Below are 20,772 nucleotides of genomic sequence, written 5' to 3' on the forward strand. Positions count from 1 at the left end.
CTGACTTTTAAAGCAGGGTTACTTTAAGGTTACTGTATTAAAAAGAGAAGCAGCTAACGGGCTGCCTCTCATTGGTAACTAAAAACTAATAAACTAAAAATTATAGTGTTATAAATACTGATGACCTTATAGCATCGGTAATATTCTTTGTTTTGTGGCCTTTGCCGGTGGTATCTTCTACTAAAAGGACTTCTCCGGCGTTAAAGGTACGTTTATCACCCAGGGAAGTTTCAATTTCTATTACACCATCCATAAGCAATATATATTGTCTTGCAGGCGCATTATGAAAATCATAATCGTATTGCTGCACAACTTTCCGGAATATTACTGTACCTGCTTTTTGTGCTTCAGAAAGAAAACCAATTTCTCCGGCCTCATTCAACGGAATGCTAACGTCTTCAAAGCGACTGTCTCCGTTTTCATCAGCATAAACACGTGTTACAGCAAAAGATTCCATTAATTGAAGTTTTTTTCCAGCCATTCGGCAGAAAGTTTTATATCGTCCATAGTCAGGTTATGTCCTGTAGGCAATTCATGGTAGTCTACTTTAAAGCCCAGCTCTTCCAGAGTCAATACATAAATTGGTGTCGCTGAAGGCTCAATAGTCGGATCGGCTATACCTGAACTGAAAAATACAGGAATAGCACGTTCAGTACCTTGAGATTTGATTGTTTTGAAAGGTTGCATAGGTCGGTACAATACCGCACCCGCTAAAAAGTCGGGATACTTAACTAGTGTAGAGCCGGCAATATTGGCACCATTAGAGTAGCCAAGCGCAATAACCTTGCTACTGTCAAAATCTTCTTTTATGGCTATTTCTTTAATGAAAGCAACGAGTTCATCGGTACGGAAATCAAGATCCTGTTCATCAAATACTCCCATACCCAAGCGTTTAAAAAAGCGAGGCATGCCGTTTTCGCTAACATTACCGCGTACGCTCAAAATGTTATAACATTTGCCAAAATTTGCGGCAAGGGGTAAAAGATCGTTTTCATTTCCTCCTGTGCCATGTAGTAAAAGGATGGTATAAGCATCGGCATTTGCCGATGCTTTATAGATATATTTTAATGGCTGAAAATCCATAATATTAATTTTTATAATGAATTGATAGGTACTAAATGAGCTTCAATAGCAGCACGCTGGCTTTCGTATTGTTCAGGAAGTTTAAGACCTTTACCAAGGTTTTCAAGCTCCTCATCTACAGTAAAGCCCGGATTATCGGTGGCAATTTCAAAAAGTACACCTCCTGGTTCCCTAAAGTATAAAGAATGGAAGTACTGTCTGTCTATTTGTGGGGTTATGCTAAGGCCGATACTGGCTACTTTTTCCCGGAAGTACATCAGTATCTCGTCATTTTTTACCCTGAAGGCTACGTGGTGTACAGAGCCGTTTGCTACATGGCCGCGTTTTTCAGACGGTAATTCTACAAGGTCTACTATTGCAGCCTGATTAACCGTATCTGTAGCATAACGGTAACGATTGGATTCCTGAGCTACTAATCTGTAACCGAAAATGTTGGTTAATACATTAGCAGTTCCTTTAGTATCATTAAGGGTAATAGTTACGTTGTGAAAACCTCTTGTGGCATGTGCAGCTTTCACTTCATCGGTTTCCCATGGTTTTCTGTCGTCATTTTCCTGTTCGATAAGTTCCAGTTTCAGTCCGTCAGGATCAAGGAAGGTTAGATATCTTTCACCAAACTTTTCAGCAGGCTTGTTGTAAATAACGTTATATTTTTCAAAACGTTCTATCCACCACTCAAGGCTTCCTTTAGGTACAGAATAACCTATTTCGGTAGCCATTCCTGAACCTCTTCTGCCTTGTGGTATGCCTTCGCCCCAAGGGAAGAAAGTAAGTATGGTACCTGCACTACCTATTTCGTCACCAAAATAAAAATGGTAAGTTCCGGGATCATCAAAGTTTACAGTTTTTTTGATAAATCGTAAACCTAAAATATGAGCATAAAAATTAAAGTTACGTTTGGCATCGCCGGCAATAGCTGTTATATGGTGAATGCCTAAAATTGTATTTTCCATGATTATATATGTTTTAATTTGATAGTGTAAAATTACCTCCGGACTTAATTTTGCGCATTGAACTGGGACAAGAAAGTAATTATAGCCTCTTAGGCAATTAGCGTTCCTTTTTTATAAAATGTTGTTTTATATGGCTGGGTAGGCTTTTAATGGAATTTTAGTTAACGATATATCGTTAATTGTCAATACCACTGCGATAATCAGCAAATTGTATTATTCCATATATTTACATAAACTAAATTATATGTTCGATAATTTTATTAATTACCTGCAATCTAAAATTACGCTGACACCGGAAGATATTGCAATGGTTGAAAGCGTTTGCAGATTGAAAAAACTAAGGCGTCGACAATATTTGTTGCAGGAAGGCGATGTTTGGCACTATAACGCCTTTGTGTCTAAGGGGCTTGTAAGGACATACAGGGTAGATGATAAAGGTGTAGAGCATATTTTTCAGTTCTCTCCCGAAAACTGGTGGGCCGGCGACAGGCATAGTTATTTATATGGTGATCCTGCAAAGTTTAATATAGAGGCTTTAGAAGACAGTGAGATCATTCTTATAGCAAAAGGAGATTTTGAGAACTTGCTGGAAGCAATTCCCGGATATAATACTTTTCAACGCAATTTGCTGGAGCGTAGTTTTGTGGTATTACAGCATCGTATTCATATGGGAAATAGTTATACTGCCGAAGAAAAGTATAACGAATTTATTAAAACATATCCAAATATATTAAACAGAATACCACAGCACATGATAGCATCCTTTGTTGGCGTTTCTCCTGAAACACTAAGCCGGATACGGAACAATGCTACTAAGAAATAATACTTTATTATATAGTATAACTCCTGATGATTTCAGGAGTTTTTTTATGCTCTGAATTTTGTTGATATAGGTCAATAGTTTTTTCTGATTTGAGTCAATGTTTTGAGGACGCCTTCCGTTGCAACTTTGTAACAGAAAAACCAACGAAATGGTTGCTCTGAAAAAACAAAAAATCATTAATAATTAAATTACTTATTATCATGTCAACTTTAGTAAATAAAACAGCATTAGTAACAGGCGGAAGCCGTGGAATAGGAGCAGGAATTGTTAGAAGGTTAGCGCAGGACGGTGCCGATGTAGCCTTTACTTATGTATCAGGAAAAGAACAGGCTGAAAATCTTGTAAAAGAGATTGAAGCTTTAGGTCGTAGAGCAGTAGCCATTCAGGCAGATGCTGCCGATGCAGTATCGGTTGCAGCGTCTGTAGAAACTACAGTAGCCAAACTTGGAAAACTGGATATACTTGTAAACAACGCAGGGGTAGGTATTATGGGAACTCTGGATACTTTTGCCCTTGAAGATTTCGACAAAACCTTTGATATTAATGTACGTGCCGTATTTGTTGCCATTAAAGCTGCTCTTAAGCATATGACGAGTGGTAGCCGAATAATTACCATAGGCAGTACAAATGCTACCCGTATGCCTTTTGAAGGAGGCTCAGTTTATGCAGCGAGTAAAGCCGCGATACAAGGTCTTACAACAGCACTTTCAAGAGATCTTGGTCCATTAGGGATAACAATCAATAACGTTCAGCCCGGCCCGGTAAATACCGACCTTAATCCTGAAAACGGAGAGTTTGCCGATTTCCTAAGAACACAACTTCCGGTAGGGCGTTATGCTCAGGTAGACGAGATTGCAGCCTTTGTTTCTTTCATTGCAGGACCTGAAGCAGGTTATATTACAGGAGCAAGCCTTAATATTGATGGTGGTTTTAAAGGTTAATTCTTAACCTTATGATAATGGAAGGACAGCCTTAAAGCTGTCCTTTTTTATTTGATGTATCATAGAATTTCTATCTTTGAAAAACCAACTAAAACCTTACAAATCATGAAATACCTTTCCATTTTCTTAAAGTCTGTGTGGCTTAACATAGGAGGAATTCTTTCAGTAATAGCGATTTACTATTTACTTACTGTTATCGATCAGGGAGTAGATGTTGTAATACAGTCAGGAGAAAACCTTTCACCGGCCTTGTGTACTATAGCAGGATGTATACTTTGGGCAGGAATTTTATGGTATAGCGGCCGAATGCTTAGTTATATCAAACAGCAAAAGCGATATGATAAGAATCCGGTAGATATGAATACTGTTGATGCCAAACAGAGGGCAGTGATCATGTTTACTACACGTCTTCAAAAACATATGCCAAGGCTTATAGCTTTTAATTGTTTTGTATGCCTGCAGGCGGCTATCATAAGTTTACCTACAGCATCCCCAACGCTTGATGGCTGGTTTTTGGTGCTTTTTATTTTGGCTCATAATGCGTTCTATTTTTTATTGAATACATCATTTAAGGCGGGTGCAAGCCGTGCCAAACGCATTCTGACTTTTACTTTTATTGCTTTTTATAGTTTTGTGGTTATTACTTTTATTACCAAATCGGCAGTTGGAGATATTGCGATAGGCGCCAACAGGCATATCTTCTGGCTGTTTTGCTATATGCTTATTTTCTTTTTATTGGAGTGCTTAGCGGTATTCTTTTTTATAAAAAGGAGGGAACGTATAGACGGGGATAGGGCTGAAGATGAATCTTTTCCTGAAAACGGGATTACCAAAATAATGAACTTCCTGAAAATAAGGGAGGATTTTATTGGAGCTGAACAATGGGGGTTTAAGCTGTTTACAGCTTTTGCCATCGTTGCAGCCGGAATGTATTTTTCGGGGATATTTTCTATTGATATTTCCTGTTTTATGGGAGCTCTTTCTTTTGCATTACTGGCAATGGCTATTATTATTGGGATTGCTAATATCATTACCATGATCAATATCCGTACAAGGATAAATTTCTTTTTGTTTATCTATATATGGGCTTTTATTGTGGGAAGTTTCAATGATCCATATAAAGTAAGAACTCTAAAGGCAAAAGAAGATTTTACCTATGCCGCCATACGTCCTTCAACCGATAAATATCTTAATGACTGGTTTTATAAACGTATGAAGCTAATGGAAAAGAGTGAGGTATATAAGAACAATCCCGATAAGAAGTTTGATGTATATGTAGTGCTTTCTGACGGAGGCGCATCAAGAGCAGGGCAGTGGTCAAGTAGTGTGCTTTGCGATTTGCAGGACATGAGTGTTACGCAAGACCCGAATAATACTTTTAAAGATCACTTATTGTGCCTTGCAGGAGCATCGGGAGGGACTATAGGCAATACGGCATTTTATTCTTTACTAAAAGCCGATGAAGAGCATCCTATAGAAGGCTACCGAAAATACAGTGACAGCTTTTTTGAAAAGGACTTTTTAACCTTTACTTTAGGAAGAATGCTGGGGCCTGATATATTTCAGTATATCATCCCGTTTTGTTTTGATAACAGGGCAGATGCATTGGAGAGAGGATTTTCAGGAAGCCCTGCTGAAGACAATATAGCACATGAAATTGATACGCTGATACCTCATTTTTATGATAGACCGTTATCTAAAGTATATGATTATTCCGGAAAGTTACCTTTGTTATTTATTAATGTTACACAGGTTGATAATAGTTATCCGGGAGTAATAAGTCCCATAATACCCAGAAGAGAAAAACAGAAATGGTATCGTACAGATGTACTGGAACTGGTAGACAGTCTTAAAAGGAAAGATTCCAGAACAGACATTCGCTATAGTACTGCTGCAGCATTAAGTTCAAGATTTCCATATGTTTCACCGGCAGGAAAGATACATGACAGGTATTTTGTAGATGGGGGCTATTATGATAACTCAGGTGCAGGTACAACAATGGAATTCCTTAAGCAATTAAAGGTATATCTTGACAGTAAAAAGGGAACTCCTATTTATGACAGGTTTACCTATCATATACTGCATCTAACCAATTCTGATACTAAGAAAAAGCCATCCGGCAGGATACATCCGCTAACGAATGATTTGGCAACACCATTGCTTACTGTACTAAAAACATCTGATACAGGTACCGGTTTTGGTAACGATGTGCTTAAGGAGTATTTTAGAGAGAATTTCAATAAGGATACTATTACTTCCTATATAAATTATAGCCTTTATAAAACGAAGTTTAAAAAAGGAGATAAGGATGACATGCCATTTCCGATGAGTTGGGTAATTTCTGATTATCATCTTAAAAGAATGGTAGATACGCTACAGAGGGAGCATAAAAATAACAAAGGTAAATTTGAGTTTTTGAAGAAGTAATGTTTATAATGTATTGATATAGTGGAGTTAATTTAGTAAAAATTTAAGATTATTCAATTATTAAAAAATTACTTTTGGCACTATCACTAATCATTTAATAAGAGAAATCATGAAAATCACATTTTTAAGAAGCATGCTAATGGCTGCTGTAATTGTTGGAGGGCTTAGCCTGACATCTTGTAAAGAAAAGACATCAACGGAAGTAGATACTGAAATGGAAACTACCATGGATGGAGATACTACCACTACAGTAACTGAAACGGAAGTAGACGCTCCGGGCGCAGCTCACGATACTACAATGACTGACACAGTTACTAAAGTAAAATAATATAAAGACAGCTTTGGCTGTCTTTTTTGTTTACCAATTTACCTAACATTAAATTTTAAAACCTTAATTTATGAAAGTTACATTTTTAAGAAATGCTTTTATGGTTACTGCCCTTGTAGCAGGACTTAGTCTTACTTCATGCAAAAAAGAAACAACTGAAACGACCGAAACAACTGTTATGGATGGTGACACAACTTCGACAACCACCTCCGAAACTACTGTTGTTGATGAAGTAGGTGCAAAAGATACTATCTCAGTTACTACTGATACAGTAAAAGTGGTAAAGCCATAAACGATTTCATTACAATACTAAAAGGACGGCTCATAATAAGACCGTCCTTTTTTATTTATATGTGGTGCTGTTTGATTAGCTTCTGAAAGATGATGGTGTAGCGTTGGTAAACTTTTTAAAGAAATGGTTGAAATGAGCCGATTCATCAAAGCCCAAGGCATAACTTATTTCAGATATATTCCAGTCTGTATGTCGCAACAGTGCTTTAGCCTCACTTAGCAAACGTTCAAAGATATGATCGGATGTTGTTTTTCCTGTAGTCGTTTTTATAGCACGGTTAAGGTGATTAACGTGAACATTCAGCTGTCCGGCAAAGTCTTTTGCACTTCGTAAAGAGAACTGCTGACTAGGCGATTCTATTGGGAATTGTCTTTCAAGTAGTTCCGTAAATACTGCTGTAATACGTGAATTGGCATCTATGTGGGTATATAATGTCTCAGTCGGGCGCATTTTTATAGAATAATGCACCATTTCCATAATGTAGTTTCTTATCAGGTCAAACTTAAACTGATAATCACCCTGCATTTCATCTACCATTTTAGTAAATACATTAGCAATATAATCATATTGACTATCATCAAGTACATAGGCAGGGCTTGCACCCGGAGTGTACATAGGTAAGTCTTTCAGGCTGCCACGCATATGCTCGCTGAAGAAAGCATCTTTAAAGATGCAAAAAAAGCCGGTAGAGCTTGGGGTGACCGCTTCGAAAGTGTAGGGTACACTCGGATTAAAGAATAATAATACATTTCCATTTACCTCAAGGCTTTTATCGGCATAGTGGTAAATATAATGACCGCGAATAAGTGCTATTTTATAATAATCCCTTCGGGTATACTTTACGGGTTCCTTGCCGGGACCTACACAGTCTTCGTGACGGAAAACATTAAAGTGGCCAAGGTCTTTTTGAAGCCCTTCGGGCATCCAGTTAAATTTTTGCTTGTATAAATCTTCAAGAGTTTCTGTCCTTTCCATGATTTACAGTGCTTTATAGTAGTTTAATGATCGATTTTGTTTTACAAAAGTAATCTGCTACTCACTATAAAGGTATGTAAAAAGCAAATCAAAGATTGCAAAATTCAAACAATTTTTTAATTTTTTGCTTGTAAAAGACTGTTTGAAAAACACAAGTAATGGTTTGATTCGTGTAAAAAAACTTGTAACTCATGCTGTAAATTTGTACTGTTAATAAATGAATTATAAGGTCATGATACAATTGAGCATTACAGAAAATAACTGATAATATGTATAATCTTCATTATCATATTTACCAGTTGCCACAACCTGATATACATAAAAAAGGATGGTATAGCTTTTGTCTGTTTAACGACAAAGGAGGCAAAAGTGCGTTATTGCTGTTAGATGCTTCATCGGTCGAAATTCCAAAAGGGCTTAAGGAGGGAATTGTGTTTTCAGTTCAGGAAGACCAGTTACCAAATCAGGTAAGGGAGAGCCTTAAAAATTATCCGTTGTTTTATCAGAACGGGCATGGACCGTTTGTTTTAGGTGAAGCACAACAGAGTGATGTAAAGAAACTTTTTGAAAAGATAGGTTCTCAGATAAACACATCTTATATCTATAAGGATTACCTGCTTGCCAATTTTGCATTACAGCTTATTCATTTTGGAATAAAACATTTTGTATTAGCCAATGCACTTTGAAACAATTGTTTGATTTATGTAATCAATGCTTTGTTTTATACAATAATTAGGATGGTTTGTGAATCTACTTTTGTATCATCTAAAAATTAACAATTCTAACCAAAAAATTCAGTCAAAATGATAAATGAAACAAATGCTGCTGTGATACAGGGATTGTATGCTGCTGTCAACCAAAGAGACTTTGAATACCTTAATACACTATGTGATGCCGAAAGTGAATGGTTTGACATTCCATTTGACAAAATGGCATTTGGTGTTACTTCGGTTAGTATGGCTTGGCATAATAGGTTTGCTATTTTTCCTGATATTAGCTGTGAAATTAAGAATCTTATTGCTCATGATAATTACGTAATTGTACAGGGGGTAGAAAGAGGTACACATGAAGGCATATTTACCATTTATGAAGAAGAGGCAGAACCTACCGGGCTTTATGTTGAGGTTGGTTTTTGCGATGTGTATTACATGAATGACGGTAAGATAATGAAAGCAAACTCTAATCTGGATGTGTATGCGCTCTTTACCCAGATCTATGGGGATTGTGTAGCATGAAAGAATCACATAAAATAAAAAAAAGCCGCTCTAAAGCGGCTTTTTTTATTAAAAAGTATAAGAATTATTCGACTTGTTGTTTATGGGCAAACTGCTGTTAGCCAATTTTATACGTTTGTTTTTTAACAAATAGCTATATTTTATTTAACAGTAAAATATATACTGAAATTCTAAGTATATTCGCGCTTATTTTAAATGCCAATTTAAACCAAAACCACATGATTAAAAAACTACTCTACGATTTTAAATTAGTTATACTCCTTATGCTCTGTAGTATTGCTAAAGCACAAACAACCCCAATTAGTTATTCGGCATCACCATCTTTTAGCAACGTAGTCTCAGGTCAATCATTTACATTTTCAAATATTTCAACCTGTCAAACTAGTGTGACTTTAGATGTAAGTAATTATTGGTCGACTTTTTTTAATATCTCTGCATGTACTGTTAATTATAAATTTAAAGTTCTTGTAAATAATATAGAGATTGGAAATAATTACTGCAGCGCTACACTTGATTTATCAAGTTATATACCTGTCAATTCAGTGCAGATCGTTCCTTACCATAGCGGAGCCGGTAACGGTAACACCGGTGCAAAAATGGATGTAGCATTAACCGTTAATTCACCTACCGCTTCCATGCCTCCTCTGGCTACAACAAGTGATGTGTTTTATTGCTATAATGCTATAGCATCTCCACTATCGCCAACTTTAGTAGGTTCAGGGGCATCATTCAAATGGTATACTGTTGCCACAGGTGGTCTACCATCAACAACCGCACCTACACCAAATACAAATATATCTAATACTCTTTCTTACTGGGTTTCGCAGGTAACAGCAACTGGTTGTGAGGGAGAGAGAAAAGAAATACAGGTAACGATAAATCCGGCAATAGTAACTTCGGTGGGTAATCAGGTAAATGTTCTTTGCCATGGCAGTACTACAGGTTCGGCTACAGTAAATGTAACAGGTGGTACTGGAACATACACTTACAGCTGGAATACAACACCGGTACAAACTACGGCTACGGCAACAGGCCTTGCAGCCGGTACCTATACCGTAACGGTAACTGACGCTACCCTTTGTTTTAAAACACAAAGTTTCACGATTACAGAACCTTCAGTACTTACAGCTTCAGCGGGTACTCAGGTGAATGTCCTTTGTCGCGGAAATGCTACAGGTACAGCTACAGTAAATGTAACGGGAGGTAATGGGGCATACAGCTATAGCTGGAATACTACACCGGTACAAACTACGGCTACGGCAACAGGCCTTGCCGCCGGTAATTATACAGTAACCGTAACCGATGCTAACCTTTGTACAACAACGCAAGGCTTCACAATCACACAACCTGCTACTGCACTTGTTGCGACAGCAGGAACTCAGGTAGATGTACTTTGTAATGGCAATGCAACGGGTGAAGCTACAGTAACCGCAACAGGCGGTACAGGAGCTTATACCTATAGCTGGAATACGACTCCGGTACAAACAACCGCTACGGCCACGGCTCTTGCAGCCGGAACGTATATCGCAACAGTAACTGACGCTAACCTATGCACAGCAACACAAAGCTTCACTATTACAGAGCCAGCAGTACTTACTGCTACGGCAGGTACTCAGGTAGATGTTTTATGTAATGGTAATGCTACAGGAGAAGCTACGGTGAACGTAACAGGAGGAACAGGAACATATACCTATAACTGGGATACGACCCCGGTACAGACAACTGCTACGGCTTCGAACCTTTCGGCAGGTACATATATAGCAACAGTAACTGATGCTAACAATTGTACTGCAACACAGTCATTTACCATTACAGAACCAATAGTACTTACTGCTTCAGCAGGAACTCAGGTAAATGTGCTTTGCCGCGGCAATGCAACAGGTGAAGCTACAGTAACCGCTACAGGTGGTACAGGAGCTTATACGTATAGTTGGAATACTACTCCGGTACAAACAACAGCTACAGCTGCAGGACTTGCGGCGGGAACATATATAGCTACGGTAACCGATGCTAACAACTGTACAGCAACGCAATCATTCACCATTACAGAACCTGCTACTACGCTTACAGCTTCAGCAGGTACTCAGGTTGATGTACTGTGCCACGGCAATGCAACGGGTGAAGCTACAGTTACCGCTACAGGAGGTACAGGAGCTTATACCTATAGCTGGAATACGACTCCGGTACAAACAACAGCTACAGCTACAGGTCTTGCTGCAGGAACTTATATAGTAACTGTAACCGATACTAACAATTGTACAGCAACGCAATCATTTACACTTACGGAACCTGCTTCTGCACTTGCATTAACACCAAATACAACCCAAACCGATATACTATGTAATGGTCAGGCTACAGGTTCAGCTACAATTGCAGTAACAGGTGGAACAGGTTCTTATACTTATCTATGGAGTAATGGAGCGACAACAAATACAATTACAGGTCTTTTAGCCGGTACTTATACTGTTGATGTAACCGATGCTAATGGATGTGTTTTATCAAACAGTTTTACAATTACTGAACCGATAGCACTTACAGCTACTGCTGATAGTCAAACCAATGTTTTATGCTACGGTAATACTACAGGTTCAGCTACTGTTGCTGTAACTGGTGGTACAGGTGCATATACCTATAGTTGGGATACTACTCCGGTACAGACAACTTCAACTATCTCAAACCTTTCAGCTGGCACTTATACGGTAACGGTTACTGACGCAAACGGTTGTACAACTACACAGTCATTTGTTATCACTCAGCCTGCTCAGCCTCTTGCATTGACACCAAATACAACTCAAACCGACGTACTGTGTAATGGTCAGGCTACAGGATCGGCAACTATTGCCGTGACTGGCGGTACAGGTGCTTATACTTATTTATGGAGTAATGGTGCGACAACAAATACTATTATCGGCCTGATAGCAGGTACTTATACTGTTGATGTAACCGATGCTAACGGATGTGTTTTATCAAATAGCTTTACAATTACAGAACCGGCATTAGCACTTACCGCTACCGCTGATACTCAAACAAATGTTTTATGTTATGGTAATGCTACAGGTTCAGCTACTGTTGCTGTAACTGGCGGTACAGGAGTTTATACCTACAGTTGGGATACTACTCCTGTACAAACTACTATTACAGCTACAAACCTTTCAGCGGGTACTTATACCGTAACGGTTACTGATGCGAATAGCTGTACAACCACACAGTCATTTGTTATCACAGAGCCTGCTCAACCACTTGCATTAACGCCAAACACAACACAGACGAACGTATTGTGTAATGGTCAGGCTACGGGATCGGCAACTATTGCCGTGAATGGCGGTACAGGTGCTTATACATATTTATGGAGTAACGGTGCGACAACAAGTACAATTACCGGTCTTGTAGCCGGAACTTATAGTGTTGATGTAACCGATGCTAACGGGTGTACTTTATCAAATACCTTTACAATAACTGAACCTTCGGCATTAGTGGCTATTCCAGCTGCTCAAACGAACGTTTTATGTTACGGTAATGCTACCGGGGAAGCTACAGTAGCAGTAACAGGTGGTACAGGCGCTTACAACTATAGCTGGGATACTACTCCGGTACAGACTACAGCTACAGCTACCGGATTAATAGCCGGTACATATATAGTAACAGTTACTGATGCTAATCAGTGTGTTACAACTCAATCTTTCACCATATCACAACCTTCTCAGCCTTTGAGTACAACTCCAAATACTGCACAAACAAATGTATCTTGTTTTGGAGGTTCCAATGGTTCAGCTTCCATTGCTGTCAATGGGGGTACTGCTCCTTATACGTATTTATGGAGCAATGCAGCAACAACAAGTATTGTTACAGGTTTAACAGCTGGTACATATACTGTTGATGTAACCGATGCAAACGGATGTACATTGTCTCAAAGCTTTACGATTACTGAACCTACATTACTTGTAGCTTCTCCAGCATCGCAAACTAACGTGTCTTGTTTTGGTGCAGCTAATGGTTCGGCTACTGTTACAGTAACAGGTGGTACAGGAACATATACTTATAGCTGGAATACTACTCCGGTACAAACTACAGCTACAGCTACAGCTTTAGCACCGGGCAACTACACTGTGACAGTTACAGATGCTAATCAGTGTCAGGCTACTCAGATGTTCACCATAACCGAACCACAACAGCTAACAGTAGCTATAAACAATTATACAGATATACTTTGTTACGGAGCTGCTACAGGTTCGGCAAGTGCAACTGTTTCTGGAGGTACCCAGCCATATACATACTTATGGAATACAGGACAAACTACTGCTGTAGCAAATAATCTTACTGCAGGTGCTTATACCGTAGTTGTGACAGATGCTAATGGTTGTCAGACCAATGCAAGTATAACACTTACACAACCAGCTTCACCATTACAACTTACTACTTCACAAGTAAATGTTGATTGTGCTTCAGACAGTGATGGAGCGATAACTATAAACGCTACAGGCGGAACTGGTCCTTATACATATACATGGTCACCGGCAGTAAGTACAACAAATATTGCTGAAAATTTAGCTGTTGGTAATTATGATGTTGTAGTTACAGATGCAAACGGATGTTGGGATATTAGATATCTTACTATTACAGCACCAACAGCAGTAACAGGATACTTTACAGTAACAAATGCAGATTGTTATACAACAGGATCGGCTGTACTGCATGCTTCAGGAGGTGTAGCTCCATATACCTATTTATGGTCTAATGGTAATACAACTGCTAATTTAGAAAATGTACTTCCGGGAACGTATACAGTTACTATTACTGATACAAATGGTTGTACCTATACATTGAGTACCACAATTTATGGTACAGCACCAATAATTGTTACTTCGGCTCCGCAATCGGTTACGGTTGATGGTGGTGCAACAGTAGTATTTACGGTACAAGCTCAAAACGTAATGTATTATCAGTGGCAGTTAAGTACTGATGGAGGACAGACCTTCTCAAATCTTAATGCAGGTGGATCTACGCCGGGATATAGTGGTGTTGCAACTTCAACGCTTACTATTACAAATGCATATCAGTCTCTGGATGGATATAAATACAGGGTAATATTAATGCAGCAAAATGGTTGTTATATATTATCAGAAGCGGCAACACTTAATGTTAATCCATTACCACCTGTTGTGGGAGTTGATGATATAAAACATTTAGAGATGAACATTTATCCTAACCCAGCCTCAACTGAAGTGTTTGTTGAGATTCCGAATTTAGATTTATTTCAGAACGTGAAATTAGATTTGTATGATCTGAACGGAAGACTTATCAAGTGGGATAATCACATCAAATCTGATGAGTACAGACTAGATGTTTCAGGATTAGAATCGGGTGTATATATTATAAGCATAACTGCTGATAATTACAAGACTGATAAAAAATTGATAGTCAACAAGAAATTTTAATTGAAAGCCGTCCCCTTAAAAGGACGGCTTTTTTATTTGTAGTGTAATTAGGTAATGTTTTTCAGCTGTTTGAATTGTACAATTATTGCTTTGTAAACCACAATAACAGAGGAGTACTCCGTCAATACCTTTGTCTTGTCAAATTAAAACAATTAATTAAAAATAAGACAATGAAAAATTCAGAACAAAATGTATGGTATGTTACAGGCGCCTCAAAAGGATTAGGGCTTAGTCTTGTAAAAAAACTACTTAATGAAGGCTACAAAGTAGCAGCAACATCAAGAAGCCTTGAGGATCTTGAAAAAGCTGTAGGTGTAAATACTAATTTTTTGCCTATTGCCGTTGATATACTTAATGAGCAAAGTGTTGCCGATTCTATTCAAAAAACGATTGACAAGTTTGGTAGTCTTGATGTAGTAGTTAACAATGCCGGTTATGGACTGGTAGGAGCCTTAGAAGAGTTAAGCGATGCTGAAAGCCGTCAGAATTTTGATGTAAATGTATTTGGATCCTTAAATGTTATTCGTCAGACATTGCCTCAAATGAGAAAACAACAGTCTGGCCACATTTTTAATGTGGCTTCCATAGGAGGATTTACCGGTAATTTTCCTGGTTTCGGAATTTATTGCGCTACTAAGTTTGCAGTACATGGTTTTACCGAATCGCTTTCTGCTGAGGTTGCACCTTTTGGTATAAATGCGACGATAGTGTCTCCGGGTTATTTTAGAACCAACTTTTTGGAAGGTACTTCGCTCGTAACACCAAATAATGAGATTACTGATTATAAAACAGTAAGAGAAGTACAAACGGTTCATGAGAATGATATTAACAATAACCAACCGGGTGATCCTGATAAAGCAGCAACAGCAATTATCAAAGTTGCTTTGATGCCACAGCCACCGGTACATTTATTCCTTGGTCCGGATGCATATAATCTGGCAGAAGTAAAAATCAAGGATGTTCAGAAAGATATGGAAGCAGTAAGAGCAATTGCTACTGCCACTAATTTTGATAACTAAAAAACAAATGATGGCTTTTCGGAGCCATCATTTCAATTAACCAATATTTATGAAACTTATATATAAAATATTAAGCGGGCTTATATTATCGCTAATAGTAACCTTTGCTATAGCAGGCTTAGTGTCTTTTAGTAAATTAGTAAAGCCTGAAGTGAAGTCTCAAACCTATAGATTAAGAAATCAGCATACACAAATAAATGTTGTACACAAAAAGAGTATATGTCATCATCAGATTGAACAGTCAGAAGACAATATTTTATATGGTATGTAAATTAAACATTTGCTTTTGCTAAAGCAGCATATATTTCGTTGCTTAAAAGTCCGCTGCCTCCACCATAGTGTTGTATTACGGGGCATTCCGGATTTATGGCAGCAAAAGTATCTCGTAATTGCTTTTCTTCATCTTCAGGGATACCGCAGCCCAGTAACACTATTGTAAAATTTATAGTAGTAAACAGGTTTATAGCTTCTTCATTGCTGGAAGCACCAAACCCATTCCAGTTTTCGTTCTGGTTAATAAGGCGTACAACCGTTTCAAGAATTTCAGGATGCCTGCCTGTATATAGGATGTTTATCTTGTTCATGATGTTTCGTTTTACAATACAAAGTTGTACTATAAGAAACACTTTTGCATTGAACTAAGACAAGAAAACAGCTTTAAAGTAAATTTTCAGAATCTCATAACAAAGTTACCACCGGCCTGATTACCATTATAGAAAGGTAAAAGCATGGCAGTTTTTTTCTCCTCCTTTGAACTGAATAACAAATTGTTTATTGGATCTAAAAGCCAGTAAGCTGCTTTTGTACTGAGGATTCCTATTCCGGCCCCGGCAACGATATCACTTACCCAATGCCTGTCGTTAGTTAGCCTCATTATGCCGGTAGCTGTAGCGACAGTATATCCGGCTACACCATACCAAACAGATACATCTTTATATTCCTGCCATAAAAACTCTGCACCTAAAAAAGCTGCCGTTGTATGACCTGACGGAAATGAGTTATCTACAAGTCCGTTTGGACGGGTAACATCTGTTGTAGATTTTAATGTTTTAACAGTAAGATTAGATAATAAAAATGCTGTAGCATAAACAATGGTACGGTCTTTAAAGTTGTGTTTACCTTTCACGCCAAAGGCATTAAGAGCATATACGGCTGCAGCCGGGGCATAAAGAGTAAACTGATCAATATCAGTATGAGTATTATGTTTTAGATCTTCACGAACGTCTTTATCGAAGTTATCTAGCGACTTGCTGTTCAGTGCTGCGAAGCCATACCCAATAAGAACACCGGGAATAATTAATTGTTTGTAACCAAACTCTCCTTTAGATGTATCGGGATGAGTTGCAAGGGTATCTTTAGTTGCCTGGATAAAATCATTTTCGTTAACCTGTGCATTCATTAGCATGGTGGCAGCAAGAAAAGTCAGGACACAGCTTAGGGGTTTAAGCAACATAATATACTTGGAGGTTATTGGTTAATACCCTGTAAAGATAGAATCATGGAATCGAATTCCAAATGGATGGCACATTTTTTCCTTATTTAATAGTTTAAGTTTAGTAGTGGTCATTGTGACAATATTGTATTGAATTTCCCCAAATTAAATTTTAATATGTAATTTTCGGACTTATTACTATTCCAAACTTACTATTCTAATGAATTCAATTTTAAGAAACATTTTTCTTGCTACAGTCTTCTTTATGGCACCTTTATCTGCTGAAGGGAAAGCAGTATTACCTTCTTTCTTTTCTAATAATATGGTTTTGCAACAAAAATCTAATGTACCTGTATGGGGAACTACTGCTGCGGGCGCTACAGTAAAAGTAATCTCGTCGTGGGACAAAAAATCATATACATCTAAAGCTGATAAGGAAGGGAATTGGTCAGTTACACTTAAAACACCTTCATATGGCGGGCCTTACAGTGTTTCTATAAACGATGGTGATTATTTAGTTCTTGAAAATATACTAATAGGTGAAGTATGGCTTTGTTCCGGACAAAGTAATATGGAAATGCCCCTTGATGGTTGGGGAAAAATTAATAATTATGAAGAGGAAATCCGTAATGCGGCTTATCCTCAGATTCGTTTACTTCAGGCTACACATACTACAAGTGCAACCCCTTTAAATGATTTAAAAATTGATACTGACGGATGGCAGGTATGCAGTCCTTCAACAATCAGCAATTTTTCATCTACGGCTTATTTTTTCGCTAAAAAGATATATGAAGAAAAACATATCCCTATAGGATTACTTCATAGTTCGTGGGGAGGTACTGTTATCGAAGCCTGGATAAGCAAAGGAGCATTGAAAGAGATTCATGATTTTGATATAGCGATAAAAGTACTGGAATCAGTTAGCGATAAAGAAGCCTTAAAAAAGCAGTTTGATGCTGACAGTAAGGTATGGAATGCAACGATGGAAAAAGCTGAAAGAGGTAATAATGGCAAATGGGAAACCAAAGAATTTGATTATAGTAACTGGAAAACAATGCAGCTCCCTCAATTTTGGGAAAATGATGCGCTGGTAGGTTTTGATGGTGTTGCCTGGTTTAAAAAAGAATTTAATCTTCCTACAGCAATGAAAGGGAAAGACCTGCAACTTAATTTTTATGCTGATGATGATGATAAATTATGGGTTAACGGAGTTTATATAGGTACTACAAGTGGTTATAATGTGCTTCGTAACTATACTATTCCGGCAAATGTACTTAAGGAATCCGGCAATGTTATTGCTATCCGTGTTACAGATAATACAGGTGGAGGCGGTATATATGGTAAGGAAACAGATCTTATCCTTAAAGGAGGAAATGAATCTTTTTCGCTGGCTGGCAAATGGTATTATGCTGTTGGGGTAGATTTTACAGAGCTTCCGGTAAGACCTTATCTGCCTGCGGATCAAAATCAGCCTACGGTTTTGTACAATGCAATGATACATCCACTAATTAAATTACCGATCGCCGGAGCTATATGGTACCAGGGGGAAAGCAATGCCGACAGGGCATATCAATATCAAACTTTGTTTCCAATGCTTATTTCGGATTGGCGTAACAAATTTGGAATAAAAGATATGCCGTTCTATTTTGTGCAACTCACAAACTATATGAAAGCTAAAGATGAACCAGGAGCATCAGCCTGGGCTGAGCTTAGAGAAGCACAGTTTAAAACGTTGCTAAATCTAAAGAATACAGGGATGGCAGTGATTACAGACATAGGCGATGCCGGTGATATACATCCTAAAAATAAACAGGATGTAGGGTATAGATTGGCTCGTATCGCATTATCGAAAATATATGGTATTCCAATGTCCTATTCGGGGCCTTTATATAAATCTTTTAATAAAAAGGGAAGTGATATAATAGTATCATTTACTTTTAATGAAACATTAAAATCAACGGATTGTAGATCACTAAAAGGTTTCTCTATTGCAGGAAAAGATAAAGTTTTTCATTGGGCAGAGGCTAAAGTGGTGGGTAACACTATTGTTGTTTCTTCTGAAAAAGTGAAAGACCCGGTTGCTGTTCGTTACAACTGGGCGGATAACCCAGATGGAAATCTTACTAATTCGTCTGGACTACCGGCTTCTTCATTTCGAACCGATGATTGGCAGGGCATTACTTTTGGCAATAAATAGAAAGGCCTGAAAATCGGATTAGTCATTCTTACGTTACTATACTAAAACAGCTTTAATAGGCTGTTTTTTTATGGGGTTGTAAAAAGTTGTAAGAAAATAAGTGAAAACCTATAAACTGATTTACAGGGTGATATTTTAACTTTGAAAAGTGACTATAAAAATACTAACTATACCTTTAGACATAACTAATTACAATAGCCTGCAGCTTTTTAGATACACTCTTAAAAAGTCAGGTTATATTTGCATGTATTGTATTAAGTATATTAATACATCTCGAAAAACTAATCCGTTATTGTTATTTCCGGATATTATATTTCCTAATTTTAAAACGCAATCTTTTTTTTTATTGCTTTATATTGAAACTAAACTAATGGCGGGTTTTAACATTAGTTATAAAACGCCTTTTGCATTATGATATTAATTGTAGATGATATACGGGCTAATATACTAGCATTAAAAAAAGTATTACAGTTACATGGCCTGGAAGCTGATAGTGCTGAATCGGGAGAAGAAGCTTTAAAGAAAATCCTGAAGAAAGATTATTCACTTATCATAATGGATGTACAAATGCCCGTTATGGATGGCTTTGAAGTGGTAGAGATACTGGCAGGAAGTAACAGAACAAAAGATATACCGGTAATTTTTCTGTCTGCGGTAAATAAAGAAAAGAGATTTATTTCAAGAGGATATGAAACTGGTGGGGTAGATTATATTACCAAACCTGTAGATCCGGATTTACTTATTCTTAAAGTGAAAAGTTTTCTTAGGCTTTATGAGCAGACTCATGAGCTAAAGAGCATGAAAGATCTTTTGTCTAAAGAAATTGAGATAAGAAAGGAAGCACAGGAAAACCTTGAGATCAAAGTTGCCGAACGTACTCAGGAGCTGGTTGCTAAAAATGAGGAGCTTGAGTTTAGTAATCATGAACTGCAACAATTTGCCTGGGTAGTATCACACGATCTTAAAGAACCTCTCCGTAAGATAGAAACATTTGTTAAGATAATTGATGAGCGTTATCTTCCGGATAATGAAACTGCAAAAGACTATGTAAGACGAACAATAAAATCTGCGGAAAGAATGTCGAATCTTATATCAGATCTTATTGATTATTCGCGACTTTCTTCCGATGTTGTTCCGCAACGATTAAATCTAAATGCCATCGTCGAAGAAGTGCTGGCAGACTTAGATTATATAGTTGATGAAAAAATGGCAGTTATAACTGTTAACCAGTTGCCATCTGTAATCGGCGTTTCCAGCCAGTTAAGGCAGCTTTTCCAGAATCTGGTGAGTAATTCACTTAAATTTTCTAAAGAAGGTTTGCCTCCGGAAATAAACATTACCGGAGAAATTATTAGTGAAAAAAGTTTTGACGGAGCACTTGATACTTCAGGTAAATATTGCAGGATAACGGTGAGTGATAACGGTATTGGTTTTAATGAGATATACCTTGATAAGATATTTAAGATCTTTCAGAGCCTTAACGACAGGAATGCATATGAAGGTACCGGGATAGGTCTGGCTATTGCAAAAAAAATTGTAGAAAAACATAATGGTATAATAACAGCGAAAAGTGATGTGGGCAATGGTGCCAGTTTTATAATTGTTTTACCTATTTAAATAAACCTTACACAT

General features: G+C 37.7%; 18 protein-coding genes. 12 read left to right on the plus strand and 6 right to left on the minus strand.

Annotated elements, in window-relative coordinates:
* Window positions 1-100: 100 nt before the first annotated feature.
* The 3 genes from ACFSR3_RS15185 to ACFSR3_RS15195 are packed head-to-tail and all read right to left on the minus strand — an operon-like array spanning window position 101 to window position 2,036.
* Window positions 101-457, minus strand: coding sequence for a hypothetical protein (locus ACFSR3_RS15185; protein ID WP_379822186.1), 357 nt, complete (start codon window positions 455-457; stop codon window positions 101-103).
* Window positions 457-1,083 carry an alpha/beta hydrolase gene (locus ACFSR3_RS15190; RefSeq protein ID WP_379822188.1) on the minus strand — a complete coding sequence of 209 codons (627 nt, stop codon included), beginning with the start codon at window positions 1,081-1,083 and terminating at the stop codon, window positions 457-459. The genes ACFSR3_RS15185 and ACFSR3_RS15190 overlap by 1 nt, the downstream gene beginning before the upstream one ends.
* Window positions 1,084-1,094: 11 nt before the next feature.
* A complete protein-coding gene (locus tag ACFSR3_RS15195; protein ID WP_379822190.1) occupies window positions 1,095-2,036 on the minus strand; it encodes a ring-cleaving dioxygenase in 942 nt (313 codons plus the stop codon).
* A gap of 244 nt (window positions 2,037-2,280) precedes the next feature.
* Here ACFSR3_RS15195 and ACFSR3_RS15200 point away from each other — a divergent pair, with 244 nt between their 5' ends.
* From ACFSR3_RS15200 to ACFSR3_RS15220, 5 genes are all read left to right on the plus strand, one after another.
* Window positions 2,281-2,859 carry a Crp/Fnr family transcriptional regulator gene (locus ACFSR3_RS15200; protein ID WP_379822192.1) on the plus strand — a complete coding sequence of 193 codons (579 nt, stop codon included), beginning with the start codon at window positions 2,281-2,283 and terminating at the stop codon, window positions 2,857-2,859.
* A 200-nt stretch (window positions 2,860-3,059) separates the two neighbouring features.
* Window positions 3,060-3,800 (plus strand): SDR family oxidoreductase, encoded by a 741-nt coding sequence (locus ACFSR3_RS15205; RefSeq protein WP_379822193.1) that lies wholly within the window; start codon window positions 3,060-3,062, stop codon window positions 3,798-3,800.
* Window positions 3,801-3,905: 105 nt separating this feature from the next.
* Complete coding sequence (locus tag ACFSR3_RS15210) at window positions 3,906-6,227, plus strand: hypothetical protein (protein ID WP_379822196.1); 2,322 nt, start codon at window positions 3,906-3,908, stop codon at window positions 6,225-6,227.
* Between the two features lie 109 nt (window positions 6,228-6,336).
* Window positions 6,337-6,555, plus strand: a complete 219-nt coding sequence (locus ACFSR3_RS15215; RefSeq protein WP_379822197.1) for a hypothetical protein — start codon at window positions 6,337-6,339, stop codon at window positions 6,553-6,555.
* Window positions 6,556-6,625: 70 nt separating this feature from the next.
* Window positions 6,626-6,847: a hypothetical protein gene (locus tag ACFSR3_RS15220; protein ID WP_169519286.1), complete on the plus strand. Its 222-nt coding sequence runs from the start codon at window positions 6,626-6,628 to the stop codon at window positions 6,845-6,847.
* A gap of 75 nt (window positions 6,848-6,922) precedes the next feature.
* On the opposite strand, the gene ACFSR3_RS15225 is transcribed toward ACFSR3_RS15220, so the two are convergent.
* On the minus strand, window positions 6,923-7,822 hold the full coding sequence (locus ACFSR3_RS15225) for a helix-turn-helix domain-containing protein (protein ID WP_114756909.1): 900 nt from the start codon (window positions 7,820-7,822) through the stop codon (window positions 6,923-6,925).
* Between the two features lie 269 nt (window positions 7,823-8,091).
* On the opposite strand from ACFSR3_RS15225, the gene ACFSR3_RS15230 reads away from it, so the two are divergent.
* The 5 genes from ACFSR3_RS15230 (at window position 8,092) to ACFSR3_RS15250 (ending at window position 15,782) form a co-directional block, all read left to right on the plus strand.
* A complete protein-coding gene (locus ACFSR3_RS15230; RefSeq protein WP_379822199.1) occupies window positions 8,092-8,508 on the plus strand; it encodes a hypothetical protein in 417 nt (138 codons plus the stop codon).
* Window positions 8,509-8,625: 117 nt separating this feature from the next.
* Window positions 8,626-9,057 (plus strand): ester cyclase, encoded by a 432-nt coding sequence (locus ACFSR3_RS15235; protein ID WP_379822201.1) that lies wholly within the window; start codon window positions 8,626-8,628, stop codon window positions 9,055-9,057.
* 218 nt (window positions 9,058-9,275) lie between these two features.
* Window positions 9,276-14,492, plus strand: a complete 5,217-nt coding sequence (locus ACFSR3_RS15240) for a T9SS type A sorting domain-containing protein (protein WP_379822203.1) — start codon at window positions 9,276-9,278, stop codon at window positions 14,490-14,492.
* 170 nt (window positions 14,493-14,662) lie between these two features.
* Window positions 14,663-15,511, plus strand: a complete 849-nt coding sequence (locus tag ACFSR3_RS15245; RefSeq protein WP_379822205.1) for an SDR family oxidoreductase — start codon at window positions 14,663-14,665, stop codon at window positions 15,509-15,511.
* Between the two features lie 49 nt (window positions 15,512-15,560).
* The gene (locus ACFSR3_RS15250) at window positions 15,561-15,782 is read left to right on the plus strand and encodes a hypothetical protein (RefSeq protein ID WP_379822206.1); all 222 of its coding nucleotides are present in this window, start codon (window positions 15,561-15,563) and stop codon (window positions 15,780-15,782) included.
* A gap of 1 nt (window position 15,783) precedes the next feature.
* Here the strand turns inward: ACFSR3_RS15250 and ACFSR3_RS15255 are convergent, their stop codons facing one another.
* Window positions 15,784-16,095 carry a hypothetical protein gene (locus ACFSR3_RS15255; RefSeq protein WP_379822208.1) on the minus strand — a complete coding sequence of 104 codons (312 nt, stop codon included), beginning with the start codon at window positions 16,093-16,095 and terminating at the stop codon, window positions 15,784-15,786.
* A gap of 86 nt (window positions 16,096-16,181) precedes the next feature.
* Window positions 16,182-16,964: a phosphatase PAP2 family protein gene (locus ACFSR3_RS15260; protein ID WP_379822210.1), complete on the minus strand. Its 783-nt coding sequence runs from the start codon at window positions 16,962-16,964 to the stop codon at window positions 16,182-16,184.
* Between the two features lie 199 nt (window positions 16,965-17,163).
* Here ACFSR3_RS15260 and ACFSR3_RS15265 point away from each other — a divergent pair, with 199 nt between their 5' ends.
* Together ACFSR3_RS15265 and ACFSR3_RS15270 are read left to right on the plus strand one after the other, a co-directional pair.
* Window positions 17,164-19,140: a sialate O-acetylesterase gene (locus tag ACFSR3_RS15265; protein WP_379822211.1), complete on the plus strand. Its 1,977-nt coding sequence runs from the start codon at window positions 17,164-17,166 to the stop codon at window positions 19,138-19,140.
* Window positions 19,141-19,551: 411 nt separating this feature from the next.
* The gene (locus tag ACFSR3_RS15270) at window positions 19,552-20,757 is read left to right on the plus strand and encodes a hybrid sensor histidine kinase/response regulator (protein ID WP_379822213.1); all 1,206 of its coding nucleotides are present in this window, start codon (window positions 19,552-19,554) and stop codon (window positions 20,755-20,757) included.
* Window positions 20,758-20,772: the final 15 nt, after the last annotated feature.

The sequence above is a fragment of the Flavobacterium suzhouense genome, assembly GCF_042684765.1.
Taxonomy (GTDB): domain Bacteria; phylum Bacteroidota; class Bacteroidia; order Flavobacteriales; family Flavobacteriaceae; genus Flavobacterium; species Flavobacterium suzhouense.